10 protein-coding genes are annotated in these 20,174 nt (G+C 48.0%); 2 read left to right on the forward strand and 8 right to left on the reverse strand.

The genetic code is table 11. The annotated features are described in order from the left end of the window. Positions 1–14 precede the first annotated feature (14 nt). The 4 genes from OP864_RS13195 to OP864_RS13210 all read right to left on the reverse strand — a co-directional run bounded on the left by OP864_RS13195 (position 15) and on the right by OP864_RS13210 (position 7,084). Positions 15–3,506 (reverse strand): hypothetical protein, encoded by a 3,492-nt coding sequence (locus OP864_RS13195; protein WP_270098628.1) that lies wholly within the window; start codon positions 3,504–3,506, stop codon positions 15–17. A 196-nt stretch (positions 3,507–3,702) separates the two neighbouring features. Further along, positions 3,703–5,202 (reverse strand): hypothetical protein, encoded by a 1,500-nt coding sequence (locus OP864_RS13200; RefSeq protein WP_270098629.1) that lies wholly within the window; start codon positions 5,200–5,202, stop codon positions 3,703–3,705. Between the two features lie 51 nt (positions 5,203–5,253). Further along, entirely contained in the window at positions 5,254–5,643 is a 390-nt protein-coding gene (locus OP864_RS13205) for a hypothetical protein (RefSeq protein WP_270098630.1), read from the reverse strand. A gap of 10 nt (positions 5,644–5,653) precedes the next feature. Beyond that, positions 5,654–7,084: a hypothetical protein gene (locus tag OP864_RS13210; RefSeq protein ID WP_270098631.1), complete on the reverse strand. Its 1,431-nt coding sequence runs from the start codon at positions 7,082–7,084 to the stop codon at positions 5,654–5,656. A 441-nt stretch (positions 7,085–7,525) separates the two neighbouring features. Between OP864_RS13210 and OP864_RS13215 the strand changes: the two genes are divergently transcribed. Both OP864_RS13215 and OP864_RS13220 read left to right on the forward strand, forming a co-directional pair. Continuing rightward, on the forward strand, positions 7,526–8,767 hold the full coding sequence (locus OP864_RS13215; RefSeq protein ID WP_270098632.1) for a hypothetical protein: 1,242 nt from the start codon (positions 7,526–7,528) through the stop codon (positions 8,765–8,767). A gap of 24 nt (positions 8,768–8,791) precedes the next feature. Then, complete coding sequence (locus tag OP864_RS13220; RefSeq protein WP_270098633.1) at positions 8,792–9,649, forward strand: hypothetical protein; 858 nt, start codon at positions 8,792–8,794, stop codon at positions 9,647–9,649. 60 nt (positions 9,650–9,709) lie between these two features. Here OP864_RS13220 and OP864_RS13225 read toward each other — a convergent pair whose 3' ends face one another. The 4 genes from OP864_RS13225 to OP864_RS13240 form a co-directional block, all read right to left on the reverse strand. Further along, on the reverse strand, positions 9,710–12,268 hold the full coding sequence (locus OP864_RS13225) for a protein-disulfide reductase DsbD family protein (RefSeq protein ID WP_270098634.1): 2,559 nt from the start codon (positions 12,266–12,268) through the stop codon (positions 9,710–9,712). 342 nt (positions 12,269–12,610) lie between these two features. Beyond that, complete coding sequence (locus OP864_RS13230) at positions 12,611–13,759, reverse strand: methionine aminotransferase (RefSeq protein WP_270098635.1); 1,149 nt, start codon at positions 13,757–13,759, stop codon at positions 12,611–12,613. 368 nt (positions 13,760–14,127) lie between these two features. Beyond that, complete coding sequence (gene ffh, locus OP864_RS13235) at positions 14,128–15,471, reverse strand: signal recognition particle protein (protein WP_270098636.1); 1,344 nt, start codon at positions 15,469–15,471, stop codon at positions 14,128–14,130. A 254-nt stretch (positions 15,472–15,725) separates the two neighbouring features. Next, entirely contained in the window at positions 15,726–19,994 is a 4,269-nt protein-coding gene (locus OP864_RS13240; protein ID WP_270098637.1) for a PKD domain-containing protein, read from the reverse strand. Between the last annotated feature and the right edge of the window lie 180 nt (positions 19,995–20,174).

Consider the following 20,174-nt stretch of genomic DNA (forward strand, 5'->3'; position numbering starts at 1 on the left):
GCGCTCCATTGTATTTAGATGCGCTTATTTCCAATCTCCAGAATAAGGCGGTGCAGGGCCCCAACTAGGGGATAGAAAAAGAGAGTTTCCTCAATGAGGTCTGCGGGATCAGTGAGTTGGAGCCGTTCTCTAAGTCCGGCTTCATAGAAAGCCTCTAGATTATAAGAAAGGACCTGTTTGTAGTCTTGGATTTTTCCGACGGGGATGCCCAAATCGGACCAGCGGAACTCATAGCCGAGATCTAGAATAAGGTCGACAAAATCTAGATAAGACTTGAGGGCTCCTTCCTTGAAATTCCGTTCTTGGTCCTCAATCATTTGATTATAAGTGAGGCGGGGACCAGTGCGATCTCCGAGCAACATAGCATGGCTAGACAAAAGAACGGTAGAAGAAATTCGCCCACTGTTGCGGTTTTGGTGGCGAAGAAGTTTGAGTCCGCCTTTACAAGTGGCTTCTTTTGGTTGGCTACTTACTCTTAACTCTAGGCGAATGCGGTCATATTCTTTTTGATAGACTCTTTCAAAGACTCGTCCGGCCAATTCTTCTAGTAATTCTTTTCTGGGGTCATTATCCAAATAGTCTAAGCTTTTGGAGGTATTCCCTGAGTAGAAAATATACTGCGGCATCGCTAGATCTTGAGCTTTCATCCAGCAGGCGGTATGGTATAAAATGGCCAAGTGGAAGGTATAGAAAGCAATACTAAAGTCTTCATCTTGTCGAAGTTTTTCGGCAAAAGAGAAGTGAAGATCAGGATTTGTATTGCGGATATTGCCTTCTAGAGAGAAGAAAAAGCTATTGAGGTCTGCAGAGCGTCCTTTGGCGGGATCGCTAAGCTGTTGGTAGACGCTCATAAAGCGGCCCAGTTCGGGATTGGCATCTAGGTAGTTTTCTACTTGGCTAGAGAAGGCCTTGACAAAGCCATTTTCTAAGGATTGCTGTCTACCATAGCCATTACCAAAGAGGGTATCTCCGGCAAAGCGGAAAGAGGTATGGAAAGTAGGTTGTCCTTTTTCAAAAACTTGTACATCGGTAGTTCCTCCACCAATATCGATATTTACAGAGGGTTGGCTACCGATAGCGGTATCTGCATGTTCGTAGTAGGGGGCTTCAGATTCGGGCAGGTCGCTAATTTTGGCATTGGGGCCAAGGTAAGCTTTGGCGAGGTCCTCCCAATTTCGGCGGAGCTCACTTTTGCTTCTTCGGCTCATGCTAGAGGGGTAGAACCAGAGGAGTTCGACCTTATTGAGGTCGCCACCATTGAGCAGCACCTTATTATGAATCATAAACATCAGTGATTCGAGGTAGGCGCGCACTCTTCTTTGGCCCTCATCGGAATTTCCGCTTAGGTCTCCCCATTTGAGGTTGGTAATGATTTTAGATTGGGGCAGGCTACTATCCTGTTCAAAATAGAGGGTGGGGTTATAGTCTAAATAACTTTGTGCGGCCTGCTGCCAGTTTAGGTTTTGGCGTTCTGTGAGCGCCGTTCTAGAGGGGAAGTGGTATTCTCCACCAATTTCTAGAGGAAGGAGCTCTTTGAGGAAATAACTATTGAGTTCAGGGAAGCTCAGGCGATACTCTTGGTTGTTGAGTTGGGCCAATTGAGCATCCTGTTTTCCAATATCGAAGGTTTTGGGGTTACCATGCCCTTCTGAGTATTCAATATGCGTATTGGTGGTCCCAAAGTCAATTGCAAAGCTAAAGGACTTACTTTGGTTGGCTACTTTGCGCCATTTGGGCAAAATAATGGCAGCATAGCGGCCTTCTTGAGTAAGCTGCAAATAGTCAAAGGGCTCTTGTAGGGCAAAGTACTGCGAGCTAGCTAGAGCGCCAGTGCTGCCTAAGCTTCGTTTTTGTTCTTTTACATTTTGCAGGTGGACCTCTTGGCTGGCCTTAAAGAACTTGATTTCATAATCTTTATGTTCAATATCGACTAAACCGACCCGAAGATGCTTGGCTGTTTGGAGCAGCGGCATAATGGCTAGGTTGAGTTGGCTGCTTCGGATAGCGCCATCATTGTGCTGAGCATCAATATGGGGTTCTGCATTGCGGTAATAGATGCGCTCTAGGTTCAAAAACTGATTGTTTTTGCTAATGGGTAGGCGCAGATTGACCTTAAAAGAAGAGCTACTCAGTTTTTCGATACTAAAGACGGGCCGCCCATCGGGCAGTTGCCGCATCAGGTCTTCTGGCTCGAAAAAGGAGAAGAACAGAGGCTTAATAGGGAGGGCAAAGTGGCGGTCTCCCAAAATGGCCTGTGCTCGGTCGGTAAGGTTAAAGTTGAGTAAATGCCCCATGAAGAAGCTATCTTGTTCGGCCTCAAAGGGCAGCTCTAGTAGATAGTCTTCTAGGAAATCAGAAATAGTGAGATAGGGGTATTTATTGTTAATATCGGGCAGCTGACGCTCTTGCAATGGCTTGTGGTCCACAGGGGGAACCTTGGTCTCAAAGCGCCAACGGCTGCCCATATAGAGCAGGCTCGCTTGCAATTTATCTTGCAAAAGAAGCGGCACTTTTTGGTCGGGATGCAGCTGACTATATTTTTGGTTGACCTCTCCAGGCTGGCTAAAGGAGCCAATGGCAAAGTCGGTTTCTGCGCTGCTTTCTCCCTCTTTGCGTTTGTACAAAACGACATCGGGAAGAATTTCGATTTGGGTATTGGGGCCAGCAAAATTGGCGATACTATAACTGCGGTCCATATCTTGGCGCAGGGTATCTTCCAGTTTATTTTCTAGGGCCTTGAGCTCTTTAAAGAGATCGGGATCGGTGCGGTTGATTTGGCGCAGGCTGACCTCCATGTATTTCCACATCAGATTGGCGGTTTGTTTTAGCTTAGGATAGCGATAAAACAATTGGTAGAGGTAGCGAATAAAGTCTTTTTCTCGATTGTAGAGCGGACAAAAGCTATTGTCAAATAAACTATCTTCTCCAAAGACGATTTGTTGGCCCTGTTCTTTGGGGTCTGGAATATTGGGCGAAGAAAAGAATAGGGTAGAGGCGCAGGTACCGCCCACGGGTAGGTAGTTCCAGCGCAAGATATAAATATCTTGGAGGAGCGAAAGTCCCGAGTTTTGGGCCGAGTTCTTAATAAAGAGTTCTAAGGCATGGCCCAAAACGGCATGTTTGGGATTGCGATTGAGAGCGGCAATATTATCTTCAATATTCCAGCGAACAATATCTACCTCCATATTTCGAGCACGTACATTATCATACTCAAAAAAGAGTTGGGCCACATCTAGGGCCTCGGAAATAAGGCGGTGGTGGATGCTGTTGCCATGTAAGCGAGAGGGATCTAAATCGGCCATTTTGTGCACCCGCTCAAAGGCATTTTCTGTGAGGTGGATGCGCGCAAAAGGCGAAGGAATAGAGGTAATGGCAATATTGTGATGTTCCCCAGAAGGGTCTTTAATCTGTTCAATTTGGCTATCGTGCATTTTGCCCGTTTCATGCCAGTCGGTGCCTACCTGATTGGCCGAATGCAAACGCAGTACTTCTTCTTTTAAATTCATTTGTATCTATCTTGTGATGGTCGTTTAAAATATTGTTGTCCGCCCATATTGGCCCTTGGGCCAAAACGGCCTAGCGATGTGCAGGGGTGGCCGTCAGGCCAGACCAAGCTTTGAGCGCAGCGAAAAGCGAAGGGCCGAGCAGACTTGCGAGCCCCGAAACGTAGCGCCGCAGCTTGCTGCGGAGGCCCCAAAAAAATTAACCTAACAAACCCGTTTGGATGCGTTCTTTATAGAGCTCTTCGGTTCCCTGAGAGAGGAGGGCCAAGAGTTTTTGCTCGGCAGAGAGTCCGCCCATATTGCTTTCTACATCATTGAGGTAGCCCTCAAAAACGGCATAATCCCAATCCGAAGTTTTTCTGAAAAAGCCTTTCTTGAGCTGCTCGACCCCCACCACTTTGGCATCTAGGGCCTCGGTTTGTAGGTTGAAAGGGGCAAAAGCGCGGCTATTTTGGGCCAATTCGATGAGCCAATCCTGAAACTGAGTGAAATAAGGGTTGAGCCGATCGGCAAAAAAGGGCGCATTGATGAGGGAAGGGCTGAGCGGAACCCCCGTGCTGCCCTTGACAAAGGGATGGTTTTTGGTGGCTAGCGACTCGGCCAATTGGTTTTTGGCAAACAAAAGCGCATAGTACATTTTAATTAGATGTGGACCAATTTGTTGCCTGCTGCTAGACGCAAGATTGCGCAAACTCAATTGATCGGGATTGCTCTCATCGACCAAAAGTCCAAATTCTTTAAAAGAAGGCTGCAAAGCAATGCCCTCCGCATTGGTTTTCAGTTTGTCCTGAGGCATTTTGGCAAAATCAATAACAGCCAAAGCCGCCACCAACTCCGCAAAATGAGCGCGGTTCTGTTGGCTAGCGCCCCCTGGCTGATTATCCACCTCTTTTTGTTTGTCATCGCCCAAATAATAGAGGCTGTTAATGCCCCGAAGATCATCGCCATAAAAAGAAAGGGCGGCCTTGGTTTTGCCCATAAAGGTGTTCTGAATAGGGCTGCCTGGCTTGCTTTCTACCCCAAAATAAGGGAGCATAGTCAGGGCGCCCAAAGGGACCTGCTTGAGGGTGGCCTGCTTACTTTGATAGTCGCTATGCGGATGGCGGATATTTTTGACCAAAAGCGGAAAACCAGCGGCTCCCGTTCCGCCAAAAATAGAACTGACAATAAAAATGCGGTCGTTATCCGAGACCATATTGACAAAGGCCCGAAAATCGGCCGATTCCTGAAATTTATTGAGCACTACGGTCCCCATATGCGGATTGCCCTTAAAGCCAATACTGAGGTCCGACTGCAAATTATTCCGCTCGCTATACAAGAGCTGAAGCAAAGAACGAGTGGCCGCATCCATGCTGTCAAACTCCAAAAAGTCTTTGAAGGTCTGCCGCTCGCCCGTTTGGGCACCCGCCCGAAACTCATTGCTCAGGCCAGCAATATCGCCATCAACGACCTCGGAGAGGCGGCGAATGGAGGTCTTGAAAAAACTACTGCCTGCAGAATGAGCCTTGTCTCGTATTTCCTGATAAGCATTGAGCAATTTGATACTTTGCTCGACATTGCCGTTCTCTTTGTCAGGATCAATAATAATGGGAATCAATTCGCGGACAGGTAGCTCTACCCCCGCAGCAAGTAAATGGACCAGCGAGCGTAAAACCCGAGCGCCCGTTCCGCCAATACAAAATAAAAATAAACGATCCATGAAAAATGTGTTTAGTTGAATCCATCTAAATGAATTCCTTGAGTTTGAAGTCTAAAAAGGAGAGTGAAGGAGGTTGGTGGTCCGAAAACGGAGAACAAAGGTGCAAATCATAAAAATAATCACCGAATAAATAGAGGTGATGGCCGAAAAGTAGACGTACTCGCTACTCGCATAGTCTAAACCCGCTTTGCCCATGGCCGATTGTGGCCAAAGCCAACAAATCAAAAAACTGCTCAAAATGCTGAGCAAAAAACTCAGGGCCCAGGCTTTCCAACCCACATAACGCGCTTTGTCAAAGCCAAAGTAAAAAATCAAGGCCCCTAAAACAGGCACCAAAATCATCACCAAACCCGCTACACCATATATGTTGTTGTCGTAAAGGTCATTGGTCATTTGTGAGCTGTAAATCAGCTCGATCATTTTTGCAAAAAATCCGTTCATTGTTTAGTCTTTAGTTGCTTACAGGAAGCTTTATTTGAAAATAGTGGTTATCCTCGCCCAATTCATTAAAGGCTTCTGAAATGCCAGAAACCCAATACTGAAGGCCCAAGGTTTTATCCATTTGCTCCTTAATCTTACGGTCGTCTTCCGTATGTGCAGCGGCTACCCAAGCAGGCAACTGCTTTTTGAGTGCTAGTTTAATTTCAAAATTATCTTTGGGTAATTCTGAGCTCTCTAAAATAAAAATATGGCTGGCAGTCCCCAAATATCGCTGGTCATTTTTATGAATTTCAGCAGTTGCTAGGGGCAAAATTTCCTTAATGCTAAAGTTTCCGCCATCAACCGAGTAATTTGCCTTGTCCAAAGCATAGGAAGCAGGGGCTGGCAATTTGCTCAAATCAATGGCGAGGGCCATCTCAAAGCGGCCACTGCGCTTGTCTAGTTCGGGCTTTTCTATAGACTGAATCAATTCTTGCCCTCTTGGCCGAGAAAATTGCCCCGCCTTATAGCTCTGCCCCAAAACCGAATGATAATAGGCCTGTCCATCGGGCTGATAAAAAATAATCGCTTCCTCAAAACCCCGAATGCTCTTCAAATCATAATGCAAGTACATTTCTTGCAATTGAGCGTTCTTGCCCAAAATACAGATGTAATAAGGCCGCTTTTCCTTAATGCTCGTCGGCCGATCCTGATAATCATAGTATTTGCCATCATATAAGGAGCTCATCTTGAGCAAAAGTAGGCCATAATCGCCCTGCTCTCTCAATTTCTGCAACTTCCCCTTAATCGAGTATTTCAATTTGGGAAAAGCATCCTTGGGGTTCTGTCGATTCACATCATAAATGAAGTCAGAGGCCAAAATGGCCGTTTTTCCCTCTTCGGTCACTTGCCGAACCGCCTCGCCCAACATTTCATCTAGCTTAGAAATACGGATGTTCCCCACTTTTATGGCCGTTTTACGGTCCATTTTCTGAATGAATTCCTCGTAGTCTTGCCCAATTTTATGCGGCTGATCATTGATAAAGTAGTAGTCGTTCTTTTTCCCCTTTTCCTCTATCCGACTCCCCAAATCCATCATGGCATCCTTAAAGGCCGTGTTGCCCGTAAAATAGCCCATCATGCTGTTCGAGTTTTCTACAAATAGGGCAAAGGATAGGGCCGTTTTTTGCTCCGCTTTCTTAACGGCTTCACAACTAGGCAGTTGCTCGGCTTTTTGCTGAACATTGGCGTTCACTTTCTCGACCAATGTCAATAATTTTGCACAATCCGAATAAGGCCCATTGGCCGATTGCGCTTGCAAATCTTGCCATTCTTCGGTAGTCACTTGCCCATCTTTTAGGACTTTCCGAATAGCAGATTCTAGGGCACGGTCTTCCCCGCCACCACAGGCCGTTAGGCCCAAGGCCGCCAATAAAAGGGGGCTGTATTTCTTTAAGTTCATGGGAATAATTATAGTCTTTTTTGTTATTTTTTGGGGCTTCCCCTCGCTTCGCTCAGGTCGCTCCCTTGCAGGGCTCGCAGGTCTGCTCGGCCCTCGGCGAGCTGCGCCCACCTCGGTCTGCCCCTGCGGGGCACCCTTACAGGCAGCTAAGCCTGCGGCGGCTTCGCCGCCTGCAAAACGCAATATCTTTTCCTCCCAAACTTACTGAAAAAATCAAAATTTTATTTGTTTCTTCTGTATTTTTACGCAGACAAAGTAAATTGGTCCTGATCAGGCGGCGCAGCCGCCTCGGCTGAGGGATGGATAGGGGGGCGGCGCAGCCGCAGACCCAGCTTTTGAGCAAAGCGAAAAAGCGCAGGGCCGAGCATCCCTGCGAGCCCCGGCACAGCCCGACCCGCCCGTAGGGCGGGGCAGCCCCAAAACAAAAGAAATAAAACACAAATGAATAATGTACCTAAAATCCTCTCTTTTGAGTTGGACCAACTAGATGCCGATCAGATTCTACTGAGCTGGACCACCGAAAATGCCCATAGCATCCAGCTACAATCTATTGGCGATTTCCATTTTGAGCAGCAATATAAGGCCAGAAGAGACCCCAAAAAAACCTATAATTTTGTGCTCATTGCCCTCAATTTAGACTCTAATATTCAGACGACAGAACGGCTGCTGGTCTATCCAGCTCCCCAAATCCTCTCTTTTTCGCAGCAGTTTTTGGGCCAGCAACTACAGCTGAGCTGGCAATTGAGCGGGGCCAAAAAAATAAGCCTCAATGGCGAAGAAATTCCCCTGCAAAGAGAACAAATTTTGCTCGATCTGCCCGCCCAAACTCAATCTTATGAGCTCAAGGTTTGGGGCGAAAACCCCGGTGAATTGGTCCAACAAACCCTAGAGGTGGTGCCCCCTAAAAAAGATTATGCCCCCCTTTTGCGCAAAATAGCGCCCTGGGCCGGCGGCGCTCTGGGCTTGGGCCTACTGCTCTTTTTAGCACTGCAGTTTTGGCCAAAAACAAAGGCCGAAACAGCAAAAAAAGAACTGCAGCATATTGCGGCTAGCTATGCCCAAGATTGTGGTCCAAAATCTCTAGAACGACTGCAAGACAACTTGCCCAAAATGCACCAACTGCTGCCCGAAGAACGCTATAAAACTTTTGCCTGCCTGCGCCAAGCTTATCCCCAAACTGATTTTACTTTGGCCATTTCCGAAACGGAAGGCCTGCTTTTCGAGTCGCTAGAAGAGTATTGTCTGCGGCCCAAATTTGTACTTCAAGTAGAAGAGTTGCGCTGGAATAAAGACAGCAGCCGCCTGCGCATTTCTGTCAATAGCCAAGAACGCCTGCTGCCCGAAGATTGGCCCGAAGCCCAAGAAAAAGAAGCTCCCGCCAAAGCAGAAGAAACGCCTAGCCCCAAGGCAGCAACTAGCGCCCCTTTGAGCAGTTTGCCCATTCAGTTTCAAGGGAAAATCAATGGCCGTTTGCGCCGTATCCGCATCCAAAGCCAAGAGAAACACGCCCAAGGAATTAGCTTTCAGTATAAGGTCTTTGGGCGGGCCAAAAGCCACCTAAAAGGGGAGCTCCGCTTTGAGGGCCAAACGGTAGAGCTAGAAGGACTGGGCCAAGGAAACTACCGCCTAGAAGGCGGCAAACTCCTCTTCGATTTGCCCAAGGCAAGTCTAAAAGCATTGTAATTTTTTACTTAAAATAACCAACAGATGAAAAAGACCTTTTTTGGGGCCAGTTTGGCCCTTTCGCTATTGCTGGCTGGTTGTGCCAATGAACAGGCCGCCGAAATTAGCCAACTCAATGACCGCATCCGCCAAGATAGTATCCTGCTAGCCGAAATGGGCCAAGAAATGACCGAAATCGATGAGGCTATTGAGCAGGTGCTAGATTATACCGCCGCCCAAGAAGGCCTAGAAGCAGGGGGCATTGACCTCTCTGATGCCTCTCAGGCAGAACGCCTAGGCAAAATTGAAGATATTATTAAGGCCAGCACCGCCAAAATTGAACGCCTAGAAGCCGATTTGGCCAAATCGCAATCCAGTTTGCTGAATAATGCCGGCCTGCGCAGAAGTATTGCGGCCCAGAAAAAATTGCTCTCCGAACAACAAGCAGAAATTAACCGCCTGAGCGGTAGAGTAGAAGAACTGGAGGTCGAAAATAGTACCCTCCGAGAAGAAAATGCGACTAAAACAGCCAAGATTGAGCGACAATCTAATGATTTGCAGGCCGCCCAAGCCAGTATCCAAGAAGCCGAAAATAGATTGATGCAGATTCAGGATCAAGTGAATCAGGCTCAAAAACAAAACCAGGCCGTCAATGATCAAATCAATAGAGAGTATATGCAAATTGCCGCCACCCTGGTCGAGATGGCCGAAGACCGCAAAGGCCTTTTTGGCAATGGCAAAAAACAACGCAAAGAGATGTGCATCAAAGCCATGCAGTATCTTTGTATGGCCCACCAAAGAGGGGTCTATCAAGCCATGACCGAAATCAATATTTTGCAGGGCCACAAAAAGCTAGGCAAATATGTCAAATACGAATCCTGTAATTCGGTGATGAATAAATAAGGCCCAAAAACAGAAAAGCCCTGCTCCTAAGAGCAGGGCTTTTTTGTCAACAAGCTCAAGTTATTTTAACTCTCCCTTGCCCCAAAGTGCATAATTGCTTAATCCGCACTCCAAAAATTCCTGATATTTATCGGCATCAAAGACAGCGCCCACAGGGGTATTGAGGATCGTCTCATCGGGAGCCATCAGCACGTATAGCGGCTGAGACACTTGGCCAAAGTTGAGGCGCTCGAAGGCGGCCCACTTATTCCCCACATTCCGAATCTTTTGGCCATCAGGAGCGATAAGGGTCTTCTCTAATTTTGTGCGATCATCTACATAAAGAGAAATGAGCACATATTCTTCATTCAGAATTTTATTGATTTCAGGCTTAACCCAAACTTGGTCTTCCATTTTGCGGCAGTTTTCACAGCCATAACCCGTAAAGTCAATCATGATGGGCAACTTCTGCTCTCTAGCATAAGCCAAACCTTCTTCATAATCGTGAAAGCAGTTTTGTAGTCCAGCGGGACAGTCGCAAGGATGATAGTAAGAGTAGCAGGCAGGAGGAGCCAATCCACTCATAATAGGAGGAGTGGCATAGGTGCCCGTTTTTTCATCTACCGTAAAGCCTAGGGCAAAATAAGTAGCCAAAGCAATGCTAAACAAGCCCAAGCCTTTGCGAGGAAGGCTAATTTTAGCGCCTTTCATATCGTGTGGAAAACGAATAAAGCCCAAAAGGTAAATCCCCATAGCAAAAGCTACGACCACATAAATCCCCAAGAAGGTTTCATATTTGAGCAGCTCCCAGTGCATGGTCATATCGGCCTTAGAAAGGAATTTGAAGGCCAAGGCCACCTCCACAAAACCCAAGACCACTTTCACTACATTCATCCAGCCACCAGAACGGGGCAAGGAGTTGAGCCAACCCGGAAAGGCCGAGAAGAGCGCAAAAGGAAGGGCCAAAGCAGAAGAAAAACCGAGCATCCCCACAGCAGGGGCCAATTGGCCACCCTCTGCAGCTTGTACCAAAAGCGTCCCGATAATAGGACCTGTACAAGAGAAAGAGACCAAAGAAAGCGTAAAGGCCATAAAGAAAATCCCTAGCAAACCACCACGGTCGGCCGCTCTATCGGTTTCATTGGACCAAGAAGAGGGCAGCGTAATTTCATAGTAGCCAAAGAAAGAAATGGCAAAGGCAATGAAGAGAATAAAAAAGCTCAGGTTGGGAATCCAGTGCGTAGATAACCAGTTCAAGGCATTCTCTCCAAATACAATGGTCACAAACATCCCCAAAGCTACATAGATGCCAATGATAGAAAGGCCGTAAATGGTCGCATTGCGAATCCCCTCGGCCTTAGATTGGCTGCGTTTGGTAAAGAAAGAAACCGTCAGCGGAATCATCGGAAAAACGCAGGGCGTCAATAAGGCAAATAATCCCCCAATAAAGCCAAAGAAGAAAATCATCCAAAGGCTGAGGTTGGCACTTTCTACCTCGGTCCCACAGTTCCCACGAGCTGCTGCAGCTTTTAAGCTGCTGCGAATATCGGGGCGATCAATGCCCGTCAATACTTTATTCGGATCAATTTTGGGCGTGCTTGCCGCTGCGGCCTTAAAAAAGCTAAATTCCAAATCGGTAGGGGGCAAGCATTGCTCCTTATCACAAATCATATAGGTCAAAAAGCCCTCTAGGGCTTTGCTGCTGTCCAATACTTCTACCCGCTGTCGAATCTCTAGTTGGTTTTTGTATTTGGTCAGCTTCATGTTAAAAAGCGGATCAAAACCAGAGACTTTATTCTTAGGATCATTGGTGCTTTCTGTGGGACCAGAAAGTAGCTTGAAATGATCGCCTTCTACAAAGTTGAGTTTGGTCGCTACGGGACCATCTTCTCCCTCCAAAAACTGCGAGTAGGTATGCCAGCCCTCAGTCATTTCTGCTCTAAAGATGAGCTCATAGCTGTTCCCTTCAATCAAACGCATTTCATAGCTCCAGCTGATGGGCTGCCCCTCTACAGCACTACTATTTGGCGCTGTTTCTTCCTCTACGGCTACTTCTTCTTTGGGCGTTTCAGCAGCGGGATCTAGCTGGGCCGTTGTATTGGAAGCATCTTTTGCTTTGGGGGCAACTTGGCCCGATTTCCCATCTTCAGTAGACTCTTGGGCCGCCTTGGGCTGAGGCAAAGCCGCCAAATCAATGTCAAATTCATAGTTGGTTGGAGGCAAACAACTTTGGTCATTACAAGTCATGTACTCTAAATAACCGACCAAGTGTTGCTGCTTATTAGGCGTGGCCACGGTCTTCAAAATCTGCAAGTCATTCTTATACTTGGTCACTTGCATCTCGAAAATCTCATCAAACCCCGATTTCTTATTTGCTGGATCGCTACTGCTTTCACTGGCTTTTCCAACAGGCGTAAATTCTCCCTCCTCTATAGTAACAGAGGTGGCCACTGGCCCATCTGCTGAGGGCAAGTAGAGGGAATAGACATACCAGCCTTTTTCAATTTTGGCCTTAAAGGTGATGCTGTATTGCCCATTGCCTAGCGCTTTGGCCTCATGACGCCAACGAACGGGCGTTTGGGCCGATAAACTGCCCAAAATGGCAAAGAGGGACAAAAAAGTAAATAGGGTCCTTAACATACTGATGGATATAAAAAATATAGGAAAATGCTTGTTTTTAAAGAACTGTATGAAGTACAAACAGCCTTGCCAATCTCATTGGCTTTAGACAAAGCTAAAAAATATATCGCTTAATGGGCGTTAATCAAAGGTTAAGCAGAACTTTTGAGAATTGTAAAATTGTGACAATGCTTTTTTGGGGCTGCCCCTCCCTGCGGTCGGGTCGGGCTGTGCCGTGGCTCGCAGGTCTGCTCGGCCCTGCGGGGCTTTCACTTCGCTTCAGCCCCTAGGTCTGCGGCTGCGCCGCACCACTTTCCATCCCTCAGCCTGCGGCGGCTTCGCCGCCTGTCCCCTCCAAAATATCTATAGCCCATGCAGCCGCCGAGCCGCCGCCGCTAAGGTCTCCTCGGTTTTGGCAAAACAAAAACGGACCACCTTGTTATCGGGCTGCTCTTGGCTGTAAAATGGAGAAAGCGGAATCACGGCCACGCCCTTTTCTATGGTCAACCAACGAGCAAAGTCTACATCATTCAACTCCGAGATTTGGCTATAATCCCCCAACTGAAAATAACTGCCCCCAGAAGGCTCAAACTGAAAGGGCGTATCTTTCATAAGGCCCAAAAAGAGGTCCCGCTTGGCCTGAAAGAAAGCCGATAGCCCCAAATAAGTGTTGGGGTCTTCTAGATATTCGGCTATGGCGTATTGCACAGCCGTATTGGCCGAAAAGACATTGAATTGATGGACCATCCTAAATTCTCGCATGAGCCGAGCCGCTCCCACTACATAGCCCATTTTCCAACCCGTGCTGTGCAAGGTTTTCCCAAAGGAATAAGTAGCCAAGGTCCGATCTCGCAAAGCTGGATAGGAGAGGGCCGATAAATGCTTTTGCCCATCAAAGACAATATGCTCATAGACCTCATCACTCAATAGTATAATGTTGGTCGGCGCCAAAAGATCAGTTAGGGCCTGCATGTCTTCCTCCCTAAAGCAACGCCCAATGGGATTGTGTGGACTGTTAATGATGAACATCCGCGTTTTTTCTGTAATCAGTTGGCCCAATTCCTCCCAATCTATGGTCCAATCGGGTGCTTTGAGGGCATAGGACACCGCCTTGGCCCCCGCCAACTCAATGGCAGGTAGATAACAATCATAGGCGGGCTCAATAATAATGACCTCATCGCCTGGGCGAACAAAGGCCATTATAGAGGAAAAGATGGCTTCGGTAGCTCCTGCCGTAATGGTAATCTCTGTAGCTGGATCATAACTGGCCCCATAAAGGGCTTCAATTTTTTGGGCCAAACGCTGGTTGAGCTCAGGCACTCCAGCCATGGGCGCATATTGGTTTTTACCCGCCAACATATATTTATGGACCAGCTCAATCAAGCGAGGATCTACCGGATAGTTCGGAAAGCCCTGCGATAGGTTGATGGCCTCATGCTTTTGGGCCAAGGCCGACATGACCGAGAATATAGTGGTCTCTGCCGATGGAAATTTAGAGGAAAACTGAATCATAGTTTCTTTTGCTAAAGAAGATGAGGAGAGAAGGGGGCCATTTAGGCGGCGCAGCCGCCTCAAGGAGCGAAGCGACGCGGCTGAGGGGCTGTAGCAGGGCCGCCAAAGGCGGCAGACCGAGGCGCTTTGCGCCGAAGGGCCGAGCAGACTTGCGAGCTGCGCAATGGCCCGACCCGAGCGAGAACTCATGAGGGTTTTAACCCTCATTTTGTATAGCTTCGCAAAGCGATACCGCTTTGCGCTGGGTTTCAACCCAGCGGAAGGGGCAGCCCCAAATAAAGGTCCCGAAAATAATAAGTTCTGCCTGTAATTACAAAAAAAAAGAGCCACCCAAAGGCAGCTCTTAGTGTATATAGTTGGTCGATCTTCTAACGGAATCCTCTAGGGATGTTAGGCATGCGCATATTGCCGCCCCCCGCTTGCATCTTACTCATCTGGAACATCATCTTACGCATTTGCTCAAACTGACGCAAAAACTGATTGATCTCCTCTACGCGGTTTCCGCTTCCTTTGGCAATCCGCTTTTTGCGGCTACCATTGATCACGCCAGGATTTCCCCGCTCTTCAGGAGTCATAGAAAGAATGATGGCCTCAATTTTATTAAAGGCATTGTCGTCAATGTCAATGTCCTTGGCAATCTTGCCCATACCAGGAATCATCCCGATCAAGCTCTTGAGGTTACCCATCTTGCGGATTTGGGCCAACTGCTTGAGAAAGTCGTTAAAGTCAAACTGATTTTTACGAATCTTCTTCTCTAGGCGCTTGGCTTCCTTCTCATCAAAGTCCTCTTGGGCCTTTTCTACCAATGAAATGATATCTCCCATGCCCAAAATACGCTGGGCCATACGATCGGGGTGGAAAATGTCCAAGGTGTCCATTTTCTCTCCCATAGAGATAAACTTAATCGGCTTACCTACGGTGTATTTGATCGAAAGAGCAGCACCACCACGAGTATCCCCGTCCAACTTGGTCAAAACTACCCCATCATAATTGATGCGATCGTTAAAGGCCTTGGCCGTGTTTACCGCATCCTGTCCAGTCATCGAATCCACTACAAATAGCGTCTCTGTGGGCTGGATCGCTTTTTTTACTGCAGCAATCTCCGTCATCATCTCCTCATCTACGGCCAAACGACCCGCAGTATCGACGATCACGACATCATATTTTCCTTTTTTGGCCTCGGCAATACCGTTTAGCGCAATCTCTACGGGGTTTTTGTTGTCCATCTCTTTGTAGATGTCAACACCCACCTGCTCGGCAACAACCGCCAACTGATTGATGGCCGCAGGACGATAAACGTCACAAGCAATCACCATTACTTTTTTGTTGCGCTTGTTTTTCAAGTGGCGAGAAAGCTTACCCGTAAAGGTCGTTTTACCAGAACCTTGTAGACCAGCAATCAAAACAATACCCGGATTGGCCTTGATGTTAATCCCTACAGATTGTCCACCCATCAATTCAACCAACTCATCCTGAACGATTTTAACCATCAAATCACCCGGACGTACCGATTTCAATACGTTGCGCTTTCCAAGGGCCTCTTCCTTTACTTTATCCGTAAAAGATTTGGCAATCTTGTAGTTTACATCGGCATCAACCAATGCACGGCGAATCGCTTTAACGGAGGTGGCCACATTGATTTCGGTCAACTTACCGTCACCCGAAAGGTTCTTAAAGGCCGCATCTAAATTATCTTGTAAATTGCTAAACATAAATATAGAGATCTATTTCTTCTTAGTTGAGATGGAGAGATGATTGGGGTTTAGAGGGGCAAATATAAGCATTTTTTATAGTTTTTTTAAATTTTTTTGGGGCTGCCCCGCCCTGCGGGCGGGTCGGGCCATTGCGCAGCTCGCAGGCCTGCTCGGCCCTTCGGCCTACGGCCTCGGTCTGCCGCTTCGCGGCCCTGCTTCAGCCCCTCAGCCTGCGGGCGCTTGCGCGCCCTGTCCCCTCCAAAGCCCCAGCTTTAGTAAACAATAGTGGCAAAGCCCTTAATCTCTTTTCTAAAGCCTCGGGCTCCCGAAATCTGGACCTGCACCACATAAACGCCCGCCTGGCATTTGCGCCCATTGTTCTGTATGCGCCCGTTCCATTCGGCTCTGGGGTCTGTCGTCCGAAATACTTCTTCGCCCCAACGGTTGTAAATCCGCATATCAAATTGCTCAATAAAGTCTAAGTAGCCCTCACCCCGATAGCCATCGTTTTTGCCGTCATCATTGGGCGTAAAGGCATTGGGCAAGAAGTAGGTAATTTGCGGACTAATATCCACGACCGCCTGGGCCGTGTCGGGGCAACCATTGCGATGATAAACCACTTGCTGCACCAAATATAAACCCGTATCTGCATAGTTGTGTATGGGGTTTTGCTGCAAGACCTGCTGTCCATCGCCAAAGTCCCAAGACCAAAGGTTGGCCCGCATCGACTGATCTGTAAACTGGACCTCTGGGTTTTGAAAGGAAATCTCCCCTGCATTAACCGCCGCAAAACTAAAGCCCGCTACTGGCTCTTCTAAAATATCAATCTGGGCCGAAAAACTGTCTACACAGCCCGCAGTAGAATTGACCCGCAAAGACAAGGGATAACTGCCAAAACTGCTGTAACTCAAATCAGGCTGAGCGGCATTGCTCCGGCGACCATCGCCCAAATCCCAACTATAGCTATAGCCCTCAATGGGGTAGGGGTATCCCTCAGGCATAGGGACGGTAGAGGGACCGCAAAGCCGTAGCGGCCGCAAATCGACAGGGAAGATGGGCAGGGGCCGCCAATAGACACTATCTGTGGTTTGGTCCTGACAACCGTTTTCATCCTCTACTTCCAATTGGACCACATAATAGCCCGTATCGGGGTAGTTGTAAAAATGGTCCACTAAAGGATCTGTACTGCTATTGCCATCCCCAAAACTCCAGAAGCTCTGCGTCAAAATGCCTTCATTACTCGGGACCGAGAGGTTGCGGAAACGCATGGCCCCAATTTCACAGGCATCATATCGACTATCAAAACGGGCCTCGGGCAAACCATTTGCCTGAATGGTATCATAGAAGGTCTGCTCACAACCCGAAGCCGTACGGACCAATAGGCTGGCGTAGTAGGTCCCGCCGTTCTCATAGACATAGTTGCTGTCAAAAGCAGTTGTGCTATTGCCATCGCCAAAGGACCAAAGGAAGCTGTAGCCCGGATAATCATTCAATATATTATTATCAAAGTTTACCGCTACGGGCACACAGGCCTCTGTCGAATGACTATTGACCGGAAAAACAGGGGCAGGGTAATAAGGCATAAGCTGTATACTCGTATCTCTACAAGCATTTACATCCTCTACAATCAGTTGGATGTAGTAGCTGTCTCTAGGCGGATAACTAATCACGGTATCCTGATGAGTAGATAAAATTGCGCTTTGCCCATTGCCAAAGTCCCAATCCCAAAGACGAAGACTGTCTCCCGCTAGATTAGTCGTTGATTCTTGGCTAAAGAAGACCCCTGTATATTCGCAAGAGTCAAAACTATAGCTAAACTGGGCATTGGGGTTTTCATGCACCACAATGGTATCGTAAAAGTCGCCAGTACAACCCGTAGGAGAAAGGATGTATAAATGGACCAAATACTCTCCAGGCTGTTGATAGATATAGCTAGGACTGGCTGCGGTATCGCTGCCCCCATCCCCAAAGTTCCATTGGGTGCTATAGCCGTTAATCGGGTAGGAGTTATTGATAAAGTCTACATTCAAAGGTTCACAACCCACACTATCACTGACATCTACGGCCACAATGGGCGCAGGATGCCAGGCTACGGTTTGTACAACCGTATCTCGACAGCTATTGGTATCTTCTACAATGAGTTGGACCTCAAAGTCGCCCGCCAAATTATATAAATGGCTGGTATCTTGGGCCGATAAAATGGTCCCATCATCAAAGTCCCATTGCCAAAATTGCAGGGGCGTGCCTGCGGGGTTGGTCTGGGCCTGTTCATCAAAACTGACGGCCCCAATGACGCAAGGATCAAAACTGCTGCTAAATTGGGCCGTTGGCAATTCAAAGATGCTGACGGTATCCAAAAAGCTATCGGTACAGCCCAAAGGAGAGGTGATCACTAACTCTATCGGGTATACCCCCGCCTGCGTATAAATATGGCTGGGACTAGCCGCCGTATCCGAGGCCCCATCCCCAAAGTCCCAAATGGTGCTATAACCATTGATGGGGTAAGAGTTGTTGATAAAGCTAATGATAGAGGGCCGACAGCCACTGTTGTCCGTTAAGCTCACATCAATTACGGGCTTGGGATACCATTGAATGCTATCCGAAATCGTATCGGTACAGCCATTGATGTCTGTAATGGCCAATTGAACGGGATAGGTCCCCGCCAAAGCATATAAATGGCTACTGTTTTGGGTTGTTTCTAGGGTCCCATCCATAAAGTCCCAATTCCAACTGACAATAGCATCGCCCTGGCTGTTTGGGCCAGAGGCATCAAAGAAATCTACGGCAGCATACTCACAGCTATCATAAGTATAATTATAAGCGGCAGTAGGCCCCTCATAAACTTCTATGAGTTGCGGCTGTAGGTCCTGACTGACACAACCCCAAGGCGAAACATGGGTCAAACTGACATCATATTGGCCCGGATTGGGGTAGGCATGGCCCACTGTTGGGCTCAGGTTGGAACTGTCCCCATCCCCAAAGTCCCAAATGCTCTGATAGGCTGAAGTAAAGGGAAAGGAGCTATGCGTAAAGGTCGCATAATGCGGCTCGCAACCATTGGGGTCATCTACGGTAAATTGTGGAATAGCTGGCGGATACCAATCTACTGGAAAGCCAATTTGGTCCTCGCAGCCATTGCTATCGGTAACTACCAAATTGACCTGATATTGGCCCGCATTGGGGAAGAGATGGTTGGGGTTTTGTTGGTTGCTGCTGCTGCCATCTCCAAAGTCCCAATCCCAAGCTACAATGGTTCCTAGGCCCCCAATGGTGGTCGAGTCGATAAACTGCAGGGGCGGTACACTGGGGTTGCAGGAGTCAATAACTACTCCCCAATTAGGGTAAATGGGCGGATAGACCTCTACGGTAATATAAGCCGTATCGGTGCAGCCAACTTGGCCCGGATTGGCCACCAACCAGCCATTATATACATCGGGGCCAGGAAAAACAATAGTGGGATTATTGAAAGAAGAAGTGGCGGCCGTGCCATTATTCAAATCAAAATACCACTCATAGGCAGTAATGAGCCCCTGCGGATTGGCGGTACTTTGGTTGGTAAACCGAAAGGTATTATCATCGCATTGATTGAGCAGAAATCCTTGGCCATCAGCACTCACAGAGTCGGCAAAGATGGCGGCATTGAGGTTAGAAAAACAGGGCTCTACATTAAACTGAAAGTCTCTTAAGGTGCTGCTTAAAAGGTTGCCATTGGCATCAAACTCCGATACACAAACCCCCACCACATACTGCCCGATTTGTGTGGGCGTTCCCGTCAGTAGGCCCGTATTGGGGTCAATGCTGAGGGCGGGGTTGGCGGGCATGGGGTTAGTTGCCGACAAGCCGGCGGAAAAAGGCACATTCACATAGGGCGGGGCCGCTGGGGGAGAGGGCGCTGGATCCAATGAAGAGGCTCCCGTAGAGGGCGTACAAAGAGAGTAGCGAAGCGTATGCCCATCTTGGTCCGTGGCCGCATGGTCAAAAACTAGGGGCTGGTTGGCACAGATTACAATGGGCGGATAGTTGTTGAAAACAGGGCTGCTGTTGCAAGATAGCATGGCCGATCCTGACAAAAATATGCTGTAGGTGGCCCCTACCGAACCTGGCTGCACGAGGTTATTGATGGTGTTGTTTCGGCAACAACGCTGATACGATATATAGTAGCCATCGGCATCATAGGGCAGGTTGATGCTGGTAGTATAAACCCCCTCTTCCACCTCCACACTACCGGGACTCACCGACAAACAGGGGTTGCTCAGATCAATTGGGGCGGTAGTAATAACGGGGCTGCTCAAACTGAGATTTTGGTAGAGCAAATTATTACTTCCTCTAAAAATTCCCACGCTAGCGGGGTTATCAAAGCCGGCTTGCCCATTGATGGCATCTCGGTAGACCTTGAGGGTGAGGCGAATACTCATCATTTGGGTGCTGCTATTAAAACCCAGACATTCATAGCTAATGACGCCACCCACAATATGCGTGGCCTGACTTTTTGGTCCAAATAAAAGCAGTAGGGCTAAAAAAAGTAGCGAAGAGAATTTCATTGATTTTGTTTTTTAGGAGGGGGAAGATAATTTGGGGCTGCCCCTTCGGCCCTTGGGGCCTTCGGGTCGGGCTGTGCGGGGGCTCGCAGGTCTGCTCGGCCGTTACTCCCTTTGGTCATCGAACTGCGGCTTTCAGCCTTGTTGTCGCTTTTTTTCGCTTTGCTCAAAAAAGCTTGGTCT

This window comes from Saprospira grandis (genome assembly GCF_027594745.1).
Lineage (GTDB): Bacteria > Bacteroidota > Bacteroidia > Chitinophagales > Saprospiraceae > Saprospira > Saprospira grandis.